Source organism: Pseudomonas sp. zfem005, assembly GCF_032621735.1.
GTDB lineage: Bacteria > Pseudomonadota > Gammaproteobacteria > Pseudomonadales > Pseudomonadaceae > Metapseudomonas > Metapseudomonas solani.
On sequence record NZ_JAVYJE010000001.1, the window covers coordinates 518,320 to 532,874 of the forward strand.

At 66.9% G+C, this 14,555-nt stretch carries 17 protein-coding genes; 10 read left to right on the forward strand and 7 right to left on the reverse strand.

Annotated features, from left to right (window positions below; translation table 11 throughout):
• Positions 1 to 50 precede the first annotated feature (50 nt).
• Positions 51 to 797 (reverse strand): LytR/AlgR family response regulator transcription factor, encoded by a 747-nt coding sequence (locus RTW82_RS02375; protein ID WP_021218976.1) that lies wholly within the window; start codon positions 795 to 797, stop codon positions 51 to 53.
• Entirely contained in the window at positions 794 to 1,876 is a 1,083-nt protein-coding gene (locus RTW82_RS02380) for a sensor histidine kinase (RefSeq protein WP_184488280.1), read from the reverse strand. Before RTW82_RS02380 ends, RTW82_RS02375 begins: the two co-directional genes overlap by 4 nt.
• Positions 1,877 to 2,102: 226 nt before the next feature.
• Between RTW82_RS02380 and argH the strand changes: the two genes are divergently transcribed.
• Both argH and RTW82_RS02390 read left to right on the forward strand, forming a co-directional pair.
• The gene (gene argH, locus RTW82_RS02385; protein ID WP_021218974.1) at positions 2,103 to 3,497 is read left to right on the forward strand and encodes an argininosuccinate lyase; all 1,395 of its coding nucleotides are present in this window, start codon (positions 2,103 to 2,105) and stop codon (positions 3,495 to 3,497) included.
• 34 nt (positions 3,498 to 3,531) lie between these two features.
• Positions 3,532 to 4,104, forward strand: a complete 573-nt coding sequence (locus RTW82_RS02390) for an AAA family ATPase (protein WP_316924141.1) — start codon at positions 3,532 to 3,534, stop codon at positions 4,102 to 4,104.
• Positions 4,105 to 4,113: 9 nt separating this feature from the next.
• On the opposite strand, the gene RTW82_RS02395 is transcribed toward RTW82_RS02390, so the two are convergent.
• Positions 4,114 to 4,779, reverse strand: a complete 666-nt coding sequence (locus RTW82_RS02395) for a glutathione S-transferase (RefSeq protein ID WP_316924142.1) — start codon at positions 4,777 to 4,779, stop codon at positions 4,114 to 4,116.
• 135 nt (positions 4,780 to 4,914) lie between these two features.
• On the opposite strand from RTW82_RS02395, the gene RTW82_RS02400 reads away from it, so the two are divergent.
• The 4 genes from RTW82_RS02400 (at position 4,915) to RTW82_RS02415 (ending at position 9,313) form a co-directional block, all read left to right on the forward strand.
• Complete coding sequence (locus tag RTW82_RS02400) at positions 4,915 to 5,193, forward strand: hypothetical protein (RefSeq protein ID WP_271659601.1); 279 nt, start codon at positions 4,915 to 4,917, stop codon at positions 5,191 to 5,193.
• 75 nt (positions 5,194 to 5,268) lie between these two features.
• Positions 5,269 to 6,054, forward strand: a complete 786-nt coding sequence (locus RTW82_RS02405; protein WP_316924143.1) for a substrate-binding periplasmic protein — start codon at positions 5,269 to 5,271, stop codon at positions 6,052 to 6,054.
• 72 nt (positions 6,055 to 6,126) lie between these two features.
• Positions 6,127 to 6,378, forward strand: coding sequence for a TIGR02647 family protein (locus RTW82_RS02410; protein ID WP_021218969.1), 252 nt, complete (start codon positions 6,127 to 6,129; stop codon positions 6,376 to 6,378).
• Between the two features lie 88 nt (positions 6,379 to 6,466).
• Positions 6,467 to 9,313, forward strand: coding sequence for a class I adenylate cyclase (locus RTW82_RS02415; RefSeq protein WP_316924144.1), 2,847 nt, complete (start codon positions 6,467 to 6,469; stop codon positions 9,311 to 9,313).
• 28 nt (positions 9,314 to 9,341) lie between these two features.
• Here RTW82_RS02415 and rnk read toward each other — a convergent pair whose 3' ends face one another.
• The 4 genes from rnk to RTW82_RS02435 form a co-directional block, all read right to left on the reverse strand.
• The gene (gene rnk / locus RTW82_RS02420; RefSeq protein ID WP_021218967.1) at positions 9,342 to 9,749 is read right to left on the reverse strand and encodes a nucleoside diphosphate kinase regulator; all 408 of its coding nucleotides are present in this window, start codon (positions 9,747 to 9,749) and stop codon (positions 9,342 to 9,344) included.
• Between the two features lie 143 nt (positions 9,750 to 9,892).
• Complete coding sequence (locus RTW82_RS02425; protein ID WP_271659599.1) at positions 9,893 to 10,096, reverse strand: DUF1289 domain-containing protein; 204 nt, start codon at positions 10,094 to 10,096, stop codon at positions 9,893 to 9,895.
• On the reverse strand, positions 10,077 to 10,409 hold the full coding sequence (cyaY, locus tag RTW82_RS02430; RefSeq protein WP_184488275.1) for an iron donor protein CyaY: 333 nt from the start codon (positions 10,407 to 10,409) through the stop codon (positions 10,077 to 10,079). The genes RTW82_RS02425 and cyaY overlap by 20 nt, the downstream gene beginning before the upstream one ends.
• Positions 10,410 to 10,419: 10 nt before the next feature.
• Positions 10,420 to 11,463 carry an AraC family transcriptional regulator gene (locus tag RTW82_RS02435; protein WP_316924145.1) on the reverse strand — a complete coding sequence of 348 codons (1,044 nt, stop codon included), beginning with the start codon at positions 11,461 to 11,463 and terminating at the stop codon, positions 10,420 to 10,422.
• A gap of 151 nt (positions 11,464 to 11,614) precedes the next feature.
• Between RTW82_RS02435 and lptM the strand changes: the two genes are divergently transcribed.
• The 4 genes from lptM to RTW82_RS02455 are packed head-to-tail and all read left to right on the forward strand — an operon-like array spanning position 11,615 to position 14,551.
• Entirely contained in the window at positions 11,615 to 11,743 is a 129-nt protein-coding gene (gene lptM / locus RTW82_RS02440; RefSeq protein ID WP_021218964.1) for an LPS translocon maturation chaperone LptM, read from the forward strand.
• Positions 11,744 to 11,753: 10 nt separating this feature from the next.
• Positions 11,754 to 13,001: a diaminopimelate decarboxylase gene (lysA, locus tag RTW82_RS02445; protein WP_043241109.1), complete on the forward strand. Its 1,248-nt coding sequence runs from the start codon at positions 11,754 to 11,756 to the stop codon at positions 12,999 to 13,001.
• A 4-nt stretch (positions 13,002 to 13,005) separates the two neighbouring features.
• Entirely contained in the window at positions 13,006 to 13,836 is an 831-nt protein-coding gene (gene dapF / locus RTW82_RS02450; protein WP_021218962.1) for a diaminopimelate epimerase, read from the forward strand.
• Between the two features lie 13 nt (positions 13,837 to 13,849).
• Entirely contained in the window at positions 13,850 to 14,551 is a 702-nt protein-coding gene (locus RTW82_RS02455; protein WP_021218961.1) for a DUF484 family protein, read from the forward strand.
• Positions 14,552 to 14,555: the final 4 nt, after the last annotated feature.

A 14,555-nucleotide genomic window follows, 5' to 3' on the forward strand; every position in this document is an offset into this window, starting at 1 on the left:
GACAGCCGCCGGCGCGCGGGTGGAAAACCCGGCGCCTGCGGCTATCCGTCCTAGAGGTTGTGCATCAGCTTGCGCACGCCGGCGACATGGCGGCGGCTCACCGTCAGGGCATCGCCGTTGAGGCCCTTGAGGAACAGCTGGAAGTGCCCCAGCGGGGTGCGCTGAAGACGCTCGATGCGCTCGCGAGCGACCAGGGCGTTGCGGTGGATGCGCACGAAGCGGTCGCCGAACTCGTCTTCCAGCGCCTTCAGGGGTTCATCCAGCAACACCTCGCCGTGCTCGTGACGCAGGGTCACGTACTTGTGGTCGGCGATGAAGTAGATCACCTGGTCCAAGGGGATCAGCTCGATGCCCTTGCGGGTCCGCGCGCTGATGTGGGAGCGGGGCCCGGTGCCGCTTTCGGCAGCGGGACGGGTCAGCGCCGCCAGTTGCACCCGGTTCGGGCGCTCGGCCTTCTTCAGGGCTTCGGCCAGGGACTCCGGCCGCACCGGCTTGACCAGGTAACCCACGGCGCTGACCTGGAAGGCATCCAGGGCGAATTCGTCATGGGCGGTGCAGAAGATCACCGCAGGCGGTGCCTCCTTTTCACAGAGCCGCGCGGCCACCTGCAGGCCATCGAGCCCTGGCATGCGGATGTCGAGCAACACGACATCCGGTTTCAGGCTGTCGATCAGGGTCAGAGCCTCTTCGCCGTTGGTGGCGGCGGGCTCCAGAACTCGGTATCCGTCGAGGTCGCAGACCAGGCGGCTGAGACGCTCTCGGGCAAGGGGTTCGTCATCGACGATCAGGACATTCATATTGCTCGGGCTTCCTGCGTGAGTCTCGCACAAGGATAGCGTAGACAGGTGAAGTGGCGACCGTCACGGCGCTCCACGCTGAGACTGGCTCTGGAGCCGAAAAGTGCCGTAAGTCGAGCATCGATATTCGTCAGTGCCTGATGGGTTCCGCGTGAAGGCTGGGGTTCCGCACCCGCATCGAAGGGGTTGCTCACGCAGAGCAGGAACACACCATCCCTGTACTCCGCTTCCACCCTGACCAGCCCACCCTCTATACGCGGTTGAATGCCATAGATCAGGGCATTCTCCAACAGGGGTTGCAGGGTCAGTTGCGGAATCGGCAAATCATCGGGCACATCATCAACCTGCCAATCCAACTGTAGCCGTTCTCCGAGACGATATTGCTCGATCGACAAATATCGTTTCGACAGCTCCAGTTCCTCGGCCCAGCTGACCAGGGTGCCGGGCTTGGCCAGGCTGGCGCGGAACAGGTCGGAAAGGTCGAGCACCGCCTGCTCGGCCTTGTAGGGGTCGATGACCACCAGGCTGGCGATGCTGTTGAGGCTGTTGAACAGGAAGTGCGGGCGGATGCGCGCCTGCAGCGATTCGATGCGCGCCCGCAGCTCGGCCTGCTGCTGCCGGCGCCACTGGCTCTGCAGGAAGAAGTAGCGCAGCAGCAGCGCCGACATGATCAGGCTGATCAGCCCATGACGCAGGTAAAGGTTGACCTCGCCGGCGCGCGGCAACGGCCCGCCCAGGTCGTAGTAGTCGGCCACGGCGGTGCAGGACAGGGTCAGCCCGACCACGATCAGGCAGCAGATGATCCCGGCCAGCGCCGCGCGGATACGGGCCAGCAAGGGGCGCAGCTGGCACAGCAGCGCGGCGGAAAGCAGCACGATCCATTGCACGAAGAGCGACGTCAGCGCCAGGCGTATCCAGTCGAAATTCGGCAGCATGGGCTCGGCCAGCACCAGCACCATCACCAGCAGCTCGGCGAGCAGCACGAGGCCCAGCAGCGCCTCGGGCAGGCACAGCTCCGGCAGGAAGAAATCATCGATGGACGCGGCGGCGCGCGCCTTGTTGCGATTGTCTGGAGGCATCCGGCCAGTTTCCGTAAGCGCCCGTCAGGCGGCAAGCCAGAGCGCTCCGGCCGGGCGAAATAAAGCACTGAAATGCTGTTGGCGATGAAAAACTGTGAAGCAGGCGACAATCGCCGACCGGCAGGTCAGTCGGACGGGACACGCCGGTTTTATGAGCAACGCTGTTATTATCGCCGGTAATTTTTCGGCCATCGGCCTTCTTTCACCGCCAACACCGAGCCCACTCATGAGCACCGACAAGACCAACCAGTCCTGGGGTGGCCGCTTCAGCGAGCCCGTCGACGCCTTCGTCGCCCGCTTCACCGCCTCCGTCGACTTCGACAAGCGCCTGTATCGCCACGACATCATGGGCTCCATCGCCCACGCCACCATGCTGGCCGAAGCCGGGGTGCTGACCGGCGATGAGCGCGACGCCATCGAGAAGGGCCTGAAGGAAATCCAGGCCGAGATCGAGGCCGGCACCTTCGACTGGCGCGTCGACCTGGAAGACGTGCACATGAACATCGAGGCACGCCTGACCGACCGCATCGGCATCACCGGCAAGAAGCTGCACACCGGCCGCTCGCGCAACGACCAGGTGGCCACCGACATCCGCCTCTGGTTGCGCGACGAGATCGACATCATCCTCGGCGAGATCACCCGCCTGCAGCAGGGCCTGCTGGAGCAGGCCGAGCGCGAAGCGGACACCATCATGCCTGGCTTCACCCACCTGCAGACCGCGCAACCGGTGACCTTCGGCCACCACCTGCTGGCCTGGTTCGAAATGCTCAGCCGCGACCACGAGCGCCTGGTGGACTGCCGCAAGCGCGTCAACCGCATGCCCTTGGGCAGCGCCGCCCTGGCCGGCACCACCTACCCGATCCAGCGCGAAGTCACCTGCCGCCTGCTGGGCTTCGACGCCGTCGGCGGCAACTCCCTGGACGGCGTGTCCGACCGCGACTTCGCCATCGAATTCTGCGCCGCCGCCTCCCTGGCGATGATGCACCTGTCGCGCTTCTCCGAAGAGCTGGTGCTCTGGACCAGCGCCCAGTTCCAGTTCATCGACCTGCCCGACCGCTTCTGCACCGGCTCCTCGATCATGCCGCAGAAGAAGAACCCCGACGTGCCCGAGCTGGTACGTGGCAAGTCCGGTCGCGTGTTCGGCGCGCTGATGGGCCTGCTGACCCTGATGAAGGGCCAGCCGCTGGCCTATAACAAGGACAACCAGGAAGACAAGGAACCGCTGTTCGACGCCGCCGACACCCTGCGCGATTCCCTGCGCGCCTTCGCCGACATGATCCCGGCGATCAAGCCGCGCCATGCGGTGATGCGCGAAGCGGCCCGCCGCGGCTTCTCCACCGCCACCGACCTGGCCGACTACCTGGTGCGCAAGGGCCTGCCCTTCCGCGACTGCCACGAGATCGTCGGCCATGCGGTGAAGTACGGCGTCGAGTCCGGCAAGGACCTGGCCGAGATGAGCCTCGACGAGCTGCGCACATTCAGCGACCAGATCGACGACGACGTTTTCGCCGTGCTGACCCTGGAAGGCTCGGTCAACGCCCGCGACCACATCGGCGGTACCGCGCCGAACCAGGTCCGCGCCGCCGTCACCCGTGGCAAGGCACTGCTCGCCGCACGCTGATACAAGGTCGCCCCGGCGACCGGCAGGGATGCCCATGCAGGACCACACCCCCGACACCTGGCCGACGCCGGTAGGCCAGCGCATTTCCATCGTCGGCTGCTCGGGCTCGGGCAAGACGCACCTGGCGCGCCGCCTGGCCGCGCGCCTGGGCTGCCCGCACATCGAGCTCGACGCCATCTTCCACCAGCCCGGCTGGCAGCCTCTGCCCCGCGCCGAATTCCGCGAGCGGGTCGAGACGGCCCTGCAGGCGCCGCGCTGGATAGTCGAAGGCGCCTACTCGGCCGTGCGCCCGCTGACGCTTTCCCGCGCCGACACGGTGATCTGGCTCGACCTGCCGCGCCCGGTCGTGATGCGCCAGATCATCACCCGCACCCTGGGCCGCCTGTTGCTGCGCAAGGCGCTCTGGAACGGCAACCGCGAGAGCCTGCGCAACCTGCTGAGCCTGGACCCGGAGCGTTCGATCATCCTCTGGGCCTGGACGCGCCATGCGCTCTACCGCGAGCGCTTCGGCGCTGAGCGGACGGACCCGGCCAACGCCGGTATCCGCTTCATCAGATTCGGCTCCCGGGCGGAGCTCGACGCCTGGCTGGACCAACTGCCCGGCTGAAACGCAGCCTCAGCCCCGTGCCCGGGCCTTGACCGCCTCGAGGAAGCTCGGCATCTCCCGCGCCTTGTCGGCGGCGATGCGCTGCACGTGGGGTTCTGCGCCCAGCTTGGCCAGCAGCGCACGGGCGCCCGGCAGCTCGGCCAGCAGGTCGGTGTCGAACAGCTTTTGCGCCACCTCGCCGGCCAGGTCGATGCTGTAGAGGAAGTACAGGTCGGCGATGGTCAGTGCATCCCCCGCCACATAGGGCGCGAAGCGGCCGTGGCGGGCCAGGGCGGCGACGCCGGCCAGCAGCTCGGCCTTGCCCTTCTCGCGGATCGCCTCCGGCAGCGGCATGCCGAAGAACGCCTGTGGATAACAGCTGCGCGCCGGCAGCTCGATGTACAGCTCGATCTCGCGCACCAATGCACGGACCACGCCACGCTGGTAGGGGTCGGCCGGCAGCAGCGGGCGCTGGGGGAAGCGTTCTTCCAGGTATTCGAGGATGGCGCCGGTCTCGTTTATGAAACCCTGCTCGGTCTCCAGCACCGGCACCTTGCCGCGCGGGCTGATGGCGAGGAAGGCCGGCTCCTGGCTGCCGTGGACCAGCACTTCTTCGAAGGGGATGTCCTTGGTCAGCAGCGCCAACTTGACCATGTTGTAGTAGTTGCTGACGGAAAAACCGTGGAGCTTGAGCATCGGGGGCCTCCTGGCCGTGCGGGGTGGGCGTCCGTCGTTATAGACCCGGGTACCCGGCCGGCGCCAGTTGGATCAAGGCAGTGAATGCAGCGGCACGCCGTGGCAAACTGCGGGCCTGCACAACGAGGAACCCCCATGAGCGAGCATGACGACAGCGAAGAAGCCTTCGCCGAGGAAACCCTGATCCAGGCCATCGAGAACCAGCTGGAAGCCGGTAATCCAGCGGCGGCCCAGGCGACGCTCAACAAGCTGACCCTGGTGGGCTACGAGCGCGAGGAGAGCGTCCAGCTCATGGCCCTGGTGCTGGCACGGGCCATCAGCCGGCTGGAGCAGGACCAACCCTTCGACCTGGCCTGGTACGAAGCCGCCCTGAGGGCGCTGCCCGAGCTGCCGGACGACGAAGAGGAAACTTGATCCACGCCGGGTTCCGCCGTTACGACAGGCACTAGCATCGCGCCAACCACCCGAGCGCCGTAGAGGTCCAGCCCCATGAGCCCGAGTCCGCTGCGCATCGCTCCACCGCTCCGCCGTTTGCTGTTCGCCCTGGCGCTGTTGCTGCCCGCAGCCAGCTTGGCCGAGACGCTGCAGATCGGCGCCGAGGACGATTGGTACCCCTTCACCGCCTTCCGCGACGGTGCGGTGCGGGGGATGTCGGTGGAGATCGTCCAGGCTGCGTTCGCTGCCGCCGACACGCCAGTGGAGCTGGTCCCCTATCCCTATTCCCGCTGCATGCAGCTGGCCCTCCAGGGCAAGCTGGCCGGCTGCTTCAATACCGCGCCGGACGCCCGCATCGCCGAGGCCTACCGGCTGCCCCGGCACCCGCTGTTCCGCGATGACATCCTGCTCTGGTCCCGCGTCGACAAGGCCACCCCGGTGGACGACCTGCAGCGCCTGGAAGGCGCACGGGTGGCGGTCACCATCGGCTACGAGTACGGCGCGCCCTTCGATGCCCTGCGTGGCCTGGAGCGGGTCCCGGTGCGCAAGGACATCAATGGCTTCCTCATGCTCCAGCACGGGCGTGTCGACTATGTGGTGGCCTATCGCGCCACCACCGCCGAGCTGCTGCGCGAATACCCCGAGCTCGTCGGCGCCTTCCAGGCCGTGGGCACCGTGCACCGGCCCGAGCTGTTCCTCTCGTTCTCGCGCCAGGCCCCGGGGGCCGACCGCTTGCTGCAGCGCTTCGACCAGGGCATGCAGCGCATCCAGGAAGACGGCCGCTACCAGGCAATCCTTGACCGCTGGCAATACGGCGAGCCGATCTACCCGGCAGACTGAGCCGGGCGGACTACACTGATCCGTCACACCCGCCCGCACGAAGGCGGGCCCACCAGAAGCCCAGGAGTCACCATGTCGTATACCCCCGAGCTGATCGCCGAGTTGGAACTGCTGACCCTGTTCAACCTGGACAACACCCAGGAAGGACTCAAGGTGCACAACACCGCCTCATCCGCGGTCATAGGCGCGGTCACCCGTCTGCACCAGAAAAAACTGATCACCCTGCCCGATGGCGGCTACCTCACCAGCCTGGGGCTGGATGCCGCTGAACACGCCCAAAGCCTGCTCACCATCCTCACCACAGAACCCGTTACCTCAAGCTGAACCGCGTCCGCGCCGATAACCCGGGCACAACCCTGCCCGGCCGCTTCGCCGGCTGGTAGGCTGTGCCCATCCATCCGGCAGAAGCTCCATGACGCGCACCCAGGAAATCCGCCCCGACATCGATGACGGCATCGACCGCAAGGTCCTCGCGCAGTTGCGTGCGCGCTTCCTCAAGGTCAACAGCGGTCGCCTGGAACGCGCCATACAGGGGCTTTCCACGCGCCAGCAGCTAGTCCTGCGCCTGTTGCCACTGCTGTTCCACGTCAACCACCCGCTGCTGCCCGGCTACGTCTCGGGGCAGACCCCGGCCGGCCTGGCCAACTACGAGCCGGATGAAAACGAACTGGCCGAAGTCCAGCGCCTGACCCGCTCCTTCGCCTACAAGGCACGCCGGGGCAACCCGCCGATGCCCATCCACGGCCTGTTCCTCATGGGCAGCCTGGGCACGGTGGCGCAGGCCGAACAGAGCGACATGGACCTGTGGGTCTGCCATGCGCCGGACCTCTCCGCCAGCGAAGTGGCCGAACTGCGACGCAAGTGCGAGCTGCTGGAGGCCTGGGCAGCGACCCTGGGCACCGAGGCGCACTTCTTCCTCATCGACCCCAAGCGCTTCGTGGTCGGCGACCGCGAGGCGCAGCTCACCTCCGACGATTGCGGGACCACCCAGCATTACCTGCTGCTGGACGAGTTCTACCGCACCGCCATCTGGCTGGCCGGGCGCACGCCCCTGTGGTGGCTGGTGCCGGTCTATGAGGAAGGGCGCTACGCCGAGTACACCGAGAAACTGCTGTCGCGGCGTTTCATCCGCGCCGACGAGGTGCTCGACCTGGGCCACCTGGCGCATATCCCTGTAGGCGAATTCATCGGCGCGGGCATGTGGCAGCTGTTCAAGGGCATCGAGTCGCCCTACAAGTCGGTGCTCAAGCTGCTGCTCACCGAGGTCTACGCCAGCGAGCACCCCCAGGTGCATTGCCTGTCGCTGCGCTTCAAGCAGGCGGTCTACGCCAATCATCTGGACCTCGATGAACTCGACCCCTACATAGTGGTGTACCGCCGCCTGGAGGAATACCTCACCGCCCGCGGCGACCGCGAGCGCCTGGAGCTGATACGGCGCTGCCTGTACCTGAAGGTCAACAAGAAGCTCAGCCGACCGCCGCGCAATCGCCGCAAGAGCTGGCAGCGCCTGCTCTTCGAGCGGTTGACCCGGGAGTGGCAATGGGATTCGCGCCAACTGGCCATGCTCGACAGCCGCAGCCAGTGGAAGGTGCGCCAGGTGGGCGCCGAGCGCCGCGCGCTGGTCAACGAGCTGACCTACAGCTACCGCTTCCTCTCCGAGTTCGGCCGCAGCCAGCACGCGATCAGCTCGCTCAACAGCCGCGACCTCGGCGTGCTCGGCCGGCGCCTCTACGCCGCCTTCGAGCGCAAGGCCGGCAAGGTGGAGTTCATCAACCCCGGCATCGCCCCGGACCTGGCCGAAGACACCCTGACCCTGGTGCAGCACCCCAGCCCCGAGGCGCCGAACGAGACCCAGTGGGCGCTGTTCCCCGGCAGCCTGAATGCCCAGGAATGGCGGGACTTCGCGCCGATCAAGCGGGCCCGCGAGCTGATCGAGCTGCTCGCCTGGTGCCACCGCAACGGCGTGATCGACCCCAGTACGCGGCTGTCGCTGAACCCCGGCAGCAGCGACCTGACCGAATTCGAGCTGTCCAACCTGATCAGCAGCCTGCAGCAAAGCATCCCGCTGCCACTGCCGCCGGTGGGCGAAGCGGCGCTGCTGCGCGCCAGCGCCCCGAGCGAAGTACTGCTGCTGATCAACGTCGGTGTCGACCCGCTCAAGCAGCACAGCCAGATGAACGTGCACATGACCACCGAGCGCACCGACTCCCTCGGCTACTCCGGCGTGCGTGACAACCTGGTGCTGACCATCGACCAGGTCACCCTGAACAGCTGGAACGAGTTGCTGGTGACCCGCTACGACGGCTCCTTCGCGCCGCTGGATTGCCTGCGCGACTTCCTCAACGCCACCCCCGTGGACCAGTTGCCGAACCTGCGCGTGCGCTGCTTCTGCCGCAACCGCGCCCAGGCCATCGCCCAGCGTATCGAGGAACTGTTCCGCGACGCCCTGGCGCACCTGGGCAGCCCGGACACCACCCGCTACCTGTTGCAGGTGCGCCAGCAATACCACGTGCTCGAACTGCTCCCCGGCCAGGTCAGCCACACCGCCCTGGACGACCTGCCGACGCTGCTGGAACACCTGGGCGAAGACCTGCCGGCCTACAGCCCGCTATTCCTCGACCGCTACGCCCTGGAAGGCGAGGACCTGGCGCTGATTCTGCCGCTGGGCCGGCCGAACTGCATCCAGGTGTTCTTCCGCCAGGAGGGTGACAGCGCCGAGCTGACCCTGCTCGACGAGCACAACGCGCTCTGGCGCCAGCGCCAGCCGTTCCGCGACCAGCAGAGCCTGCTCACGCCGCTGCAACGCTTCCTGCAGTCGGTGCTCTACCGGCGCAACGCGTTGCTGCCGCTGGACAGCCCGACGCCACCCAGCAACCTGGAAATTCTCTATTACGAAGTGTTGCCGTCACCGCCGCAGCGTGCCCAGCAGGTAGAACGTCGCGCCGCACCCCAGGCGCCGGTGAGCCATCCGTTCTACGACGTGCAGGCGATCGTCGAGCCGGCAGACGCCGATCGCGTTCATGTCACGCTCTACTGCAACCATCGGGAATTCTCGGAACTGGAATACGGCGGCGAGCTGTTCGCCTCCGTGGCCCGGCACATCCTCGCCCAGCGCAGCGAGGCCGAGCGCTACCCTTGCTACATCACCGACCTGGACCTGTCGCGGGTCCTCGGCGAGGGCCATGCGCAGACGGTGCACTACCTGCGCTACAAGGCCGAGCTGGAGAAACAGCTCAACCAGGCCCTGAACAAGGCCTGACCGCCGGGGAGGCGGTCAGGGTCGTGGATCAGCGGTCGTATTCGCCAGCCGCTTCGGGCTGGTACTCCACTTCCAGCAGTTGCAGCTTGAGGGTCTTGCCACCCGGCGCCGGCCAGTCGATGTGCTGGCCGACGGACAGGCCCAGCAGGGCGCTGCCAATGGGCGCGAGGATGGAAACGGTGCCTTCGCCACCGGCGTCCTTCGGATAGACCAGGGTCAGGTGGTAGTCCTTGCCGCTTGCCTCTTCACGGCAATGCACGCGGGTATTCATGGTCACCACGCCCGGCGGCACTTCGTCATGACCAACCACCTGGGCGCGCGCCAGCTCGCTCTCCAGTGCCTGGGCACCGGGACCGAAATCCTCCAGTTCATCGAGCAGTCGCTCCAGTCGCTGCAGGTCGAGACGGGTGATGATGATTGACGGTTGAGTGCTCATGGCAAATCCGGAACTCCTGAATCCTTGGCTCGAAAAAGCGAAACCCCGCCCGAAGGCGGGGTTTCAGAATTGTGGGCCGGTGCATTCGACACCAGCCCGACCGACACTACGTCAGTGGATGCGCTGTTGGCAAGACCGACCGGTCAGCGCGGCCTGGAACGCACGCGCTGAGCGGCCTGCTCAAGGATCTGCCGGCGGCGATCCGCGCCTGCTTCGTTCCATTCCAGGATCTCACCCAGGGTGCGACCGCATCCGACGCAGACGTCGGCGTCATCCAGGCAGCACCTGCGGATGCAGGGCGAGCCCGGGGAAGGAGGGGCAGGGGGTTCAGAGTTCTTCGAACTCAAGGTCTTCGCCCGCCTGTTCGCGGGTTACGCGGCCCAGCAGCTCGCCGAGAGGCTCTTCGCTGGTGTCGCAGATCCACAGGCTGCTGGCCTGGTCGTAGTCGAAATGGAAGCCACCGGATCGGGCCGCCACCCACAGCTGGCGCAAGGGCTCCTGGCGGCTGAGGATGACCTGGGTGCCATTCTCGAAACGGATGGTCAGCACGCCCGCGCTGTTTTCCAGGTCAACGTCCAGATCGCTGCTGTCGAAGATGTCTTCGACGGCTTCCTGGGCGGCATCGACCAGATCGTGGAAACGCGCTTCGCTCAAACTCATTGGGGGGTCCTCAGGGAAAGGGTGACAGGTGACGCCGATACTCGCCGGGGCTCTGCCCGGTCCAACGGCGGAACGCACGGGCCAGCGAGCCAGGCTCGCTGAAGCCGACAAAGAAGGCGATATCGGCGAGTTCCAGCGCCGGGTCGCGCAGATAATGCAGCACCAGCTGCTGGCGCGTCTCGTCCACCAACTGGCTGAACGATAGGCCAGCCTCGCGCAATCGACGCTGCAGTGTACGCGGACTCAGCGCCAATGCCTCGGCCAGGCGCTCCAGGTCCGGCCCCTGCTCCGACAGTTGGCCGGCGAGGACGACCCTGGCACGGTCGAGCACGCTGTTGCCCCGGTTGATCTCGCCCAGCAGCCGGTCGGCGTAGGCATCGAGCATCTGCCGCACCTGCGCGTCGGCCTGGCCGAGCGGCGTGGCCAGCAATCGGCGGGGGAACACCAGGGCATTGTCCGCCTGGCCGAACAGAACCGGGCAACGGAAGATCCGCTGGTACTCGCTGGAGTCGGCCGGCGCAGGGTGCTGGAAACGCACCTCGGTGGGCGGGATGTCCAGGCCACTGATCCAGCGACCGAAGGTCACCCAGCCGGCGAGGGACTCCTCCGCCACCTGCTCGCGCTGCTGGGGCAGCAAGGGCTCCCAGCTGTGCACGACGAGCGGTTCATGGCCGGGCCGCTCCGGCTCGTCGGCCAGGTCGACCCGCCCCAGGTTGCCCACCAGCGCCGCATAGCGGGCCTGCCGGTGCAAGGCATCGGCGAGGGTCGCGCAGCTCATCAGCAGGTAACCGAGCACACCGTAATAACCGGGCCGCACCGCTTCGCCCAGGTGCAGGCCGAGGCGCGTGTCACCGGTCAGGCGGATGCCCTGGGCGAGCAGCTCCAGGTAGGCGCTGGCGGCGATGCGCTGGTCGCGCTGGCCGAGGATGGCGGGCGTCAGCTGGACGTGCGCCAGCAGCTCGGCGGGCTCGATTCCCTGGCGCGCCAGGTGGTCGACCAGGCCTTGCAGGTAGGCCACCGAAACCGAGCTGGCCATGGGCGTGGATGGTTCCATCGGACCTCCGTTTTTGGGCGCCAATCCTAGGCTTCGGAAGGCTCGATTGGCTAGCCGAAAGCCACGTCCGGCGGCTTTTCCAGCGCATAGGCAAGGCGCCGGGCGGTCGGTATACTCCCGGGCAATTCACGTTTTCTTCAAGGATTTCGCCATGAAGCGACTGCTCACCCCTCTCGTCGCGCTCGTCGCCGTCGCCTGCCTGCTCGCCGGTTGCGGCCAGAAGGGCCCGCTGTACCTGCCGGACGAATCCAAGCCGTCTTCCGCCGAACATTCGCACTAAGGGGGCGCTGATGGACGCCTTCACTTACCGCGATGGTGAGCTCTTCGCGGAGGGCGTGGCATTGTCCGCCATCGCCGCGCGCTTCGGCACACCCACCTATGTCTACTCGCGCAGCCACATCGAAGCCCAGTACCGCTCCTACGCCGATGCCCTGGCAGGCGTACCGCACCTGGTCTGCTACGCGGTCAAGGCCAACTCCAACCTCGGCGTGCTGAACCTGCTGGCCCGCCTGGGCTCGGGCTTCGACATCGTCTCCAGCGGCGAGCTGGAGCGTGTGCTCGCCGCCGGCGGCGCGGCCGACCGCATCGTCTTCTCCGGCGTCGGCAAGAGCCGTGACGACATGCGTCGCGCCCTGGAAGTTGGCGTGCACTGCTTCAACGTCGAGTCCACCGAGGAGCTCGAGCGCCTGCAGGTCGTCGCCGCCGAAATGGACATGAAGGCACCGGTCTCGCTGCGGGTTAACCCCGACGTCGACGCCGGCACCCACCCGTACATTTCCACCGGCCTCAAGGAAAACAAGTTCGGCATCGCCATCGCCGCTGCCGAAGCCGTGTACCTGCACGCCGCCTCGCTGCCGAACCTGGAAGTGGTCGGCGTCGACTGCCACATCGGCTCCCAGCTGACCACCCTGGCACCCTTCCTCGATGCCCTCGACCGCCTGCTGGCGCTGATCGACCGCCTCGCCGAACAGGGCGTGCACATTCGCCACCTGGACCTCGGTGGCGGCCTCGGCGTGCGCTACAAGGATGAAGAGCCGCCGCTGGCCGGCGACTACATCAAGGCCGTGCGCGAGCGCATCGGCGCGCGCAAGCTGGCACTGGTCTTCGAGCCGGGCCGCTACATCGTCGCCAACGCCGGCGTGCTGCTGACCCAGGTCGAGTACCTCAAGCACACCGAACACAAGGACTTCGCGATCATCGACGCGGCCATGAACGACCTGATCCGCCCGGCCCTGTACCAGGCTTGGATGGACGTGGTGCCGGTGGAGCCCCGCGAAGGCGAGAAGCGCCGTTACGACCTGGTCGGCCCCATTTGCGAAACCGGCGACTTCCTCGCCAAGGACCGCGACCTGGCCCTGGCCGAAGGTGACCTGCTGGCGGTGCGTTCCGCTGGTGCCTACGGCTTCGTCATGAGCTCCAACTACAACACCCGCGGCCGCGCCGCCGAGGTGCTGGTGGATGGCGAGCGGGCATACGAGGTCCGCCGTCGCGAGACCGTCGAGGAACTCTACGCCGGCGAAAGCCTGCTTCCGGAGTAAACCCATGCTGCTGCGTTTCACCAAGATGCACGGCCTGGGCAACGACTTCATGGTCCTCGACCTGGTCAGCCAGCACGCGCACATTCAGCCCAAGCACGCCAAGCAATGGGGCGATCGCAACACCGGCATCGGCTTCGACCAGTTGCTGATCGTCGAAGCGCCGACCAACCCGGACGTCGACTTCCGCTACCGCATCTTCAACTCCGACGGCTCCGAGGTCGAACAGTGCGGCAACGGCGCGCGCTGCTTCGCCCGCTTCGTGCTGGACAAGCGCCTGACGGTGAAGAAGCAGATCCGCGTCGAGACCAAGAGCGGCATCATCGAGCTGGACGTCCGCGCCGATGGCCAGGTCCGCGTTGACATGGGTCCGCCACGCCTGGCGCCCCAGCAGATTCCCTTCGTCGCCGAAGGCGAGGCGCTGAACTACAGCGTCGAGGTCGAAGGCCGCCCGATCGAACTGGCCGCCCTGTCCATGGGCAACCCCCATGCGGTGCTGCGCGTCGAGGACATCGACAAGGCGCCGGTCCACGAGCTGGGCCCGAAGATCGAACACCACTCGCGCTTCCCGCAACGGGTCAACGTCGGCTTCCTCCAGGTGATCGACCGCAACCAGGCGCGCCTGCGCGTGTGGGAGCGTGGCGCCGGGGAAACCCAGGCCTGCGGTACCGGTGCCTGCGCCGCCGCCGTGGCCGCCATCCGCCAGGGCTGGATGGACTCGCCCGTGCAACTGGAGCTGCCGGGTGGCAAGCTGTCCATCGAATGGGCCGGTCCCGACCAGTCCGTGATGATGACCGGACCCGCCGTGCGCGTGTATGAAGGGCAGGTCCGCCTATGAGCGAGCAGCGAGCATGAGTGACAAGCACCAGGAACCGCCTCAGCACCTCGACTCCGAAACGGTCGCCGCCTACCTGCGGCACCACCCGGAGTTCTTCGTCGACCACGAAGAGCTGATTCCCGAACTGCGCATCCCGCACCAGCCGGGCGAAGCCGTGTCCCTGGTGGAACGCCAGGTCAAGCTGCTGCGCGAGCGCAACATCGAGATGCGCCATCGGCTATCGCAGCTGATGGACGTGGCCCGGGACAACGACCGGCTGTTCGACAAGACCCGTCGCCTGGTGCTCGACCTGCTCGACGCCGGCACCCTGGAAGAAGTGGTCAGCGCGGTGGAAGACAGCCTGCGCCACGAGTTCCAGGTGCCCTTCGTCAGCCTCATTCTGTTCAGCGACAGCACCCTCCCGGTCGGCCGCAGCGTCACCAGCGTGGAGGCCCAGCAAGCCATCGGCGGCCTGCTGGTGGCCGGCAAGACCATCTGCGGGGTGCTCCGCGCCCACGAGCTGGAATTCCTCTTCGGCAAGGACGAAGGCCCCAAGGTCGGCTCCGCCGCCGTGGTGTCCCTCAACCACCAGGGCCAGCATGGCGTCCTCGCCATCGGCAGCCACGACCCGCAGCACTACAAGAGCTCGCTGGGCACCCTGTTCCTCGGCTACATCGCCGAAGTCCTGGCCCGCGTGCTGCCCCTCTTCGCCTCCCCGCTGCGCTCCGTGAGGTAAGCGG

Excerpts from the sequence above, each read along its gene's own strand:
- RTW82_RS02375 (WP_021218976.1), bottom strand. The coding sequence starts at position 797 with ATGAATGTCCTGATCGTCGATGACGAACCCCTTGCCCGAGAGCGTCTC.
- RTW82_RS02380 (WP_184488280.1), bottom strand. The coding sequence starts at position 1,876 with ATGCCTCCAGACAATCGCAACAAGGCGCGCGCCGCCGCGTCCATCGAT.
- argH (WP_021218974.1), top strand. The coding sequence starts at position 2,103 with ATGAGCACCGACAAGACCAACCAGTCCTGGGGTGGCCGCTTCAGCGAG.
- RTW82_RS02390 (WP_316924141.1), top strand. The coding sequence starts at position 3,532 with ATGCAGGACCACACCCCCGACACCTGGCCGACGCCGGTAGGCCAGCGC.
- RTW82_RS02395 (WP_316924142.1), bottom strand. The coding sequence starts at position 4,779 with ATGCTCAAGCTCCACGGTTTTTCCGTCAGCAACTACTACAACATGGTC.
- RTW82_RS02400 (WP_271659601.1), top strand. The coding sequence starts at position 4,915 with ATGAGCGAGCATGACGACAGCGAAGAAGCCTTCGCCGAGGAAACCCTG.
- RTW82_RS02405 (WP_316924143.1), top strand. The coding sequence starts at position 5,269 with ATGAGCCCGAGTCCGCTGCGCATCGCTCCACCGCTCCGCCGTTTGCTG.
- RTW82_RS02410 (WP_021218969.1), top strand. The coding sequence starts at position 6,127 with ATGTCGTATACCCCCGAGCTGATCGCCGAGTTGGAACTGCTGACCCTG.
- RTW82_RS02415 (WP_316924144.1), top strand. The coding sequence starts at position 6,467 with ATGACGCGCACCCAGGAAATCCGCCCCGACATCGATGACGGCATCGAC.
- rnk (WP_021218967.1), bottom strand. The coding sequence starts at position 9,749 with ATGAGCACTCAACCGTCAATCATCATCACCCGTCTCGACCTGCAGCGA.
- cyaY (WP_184488275.1), bottom strand. The coding sequence starts at position 10,409 with ATGAGTTTGAGCGAAGCGCGTTTCCACGATCTGGTCGATGCCGCCCAG.
- RTW82_RS02435 (WP_316924145.1), bottom strand. The coding sequence starts at position 11,463 with ATGGAACCATCCACGCCCATGGCCAGCTCGGTTTCGGTGGCCTACCTG.
- lptM (WP_021218964.1), top strand. The coding sequence starts at position 11,615 with ATGAAGCGACTGCTCACCCCTCTCGTCGCGCTCGTCGCCGTCGCCTGC.
- lysA (WP_043241109.1), top strand. The coding sequence starts at position 11,754 with ATGGACGCCTTCACTTACCGCGATGGTGAGCTCTTCGCGGAGGGCGTG.
- dapF (WP_021218962.1), top strand. The coding sequence starts at position 13,006 with ATGCTGCTGCGTTTCACCAAGATGCACGGCCTGGGCAACGACTTCATG.
- RTW82_RS02455 (WP_021218961.1), top strand. The coding sequence starts at position 13,850 with ATGAGTGACAAGCACCAGGAACCGCCTCAGCACCTCGACTCCGAAACG.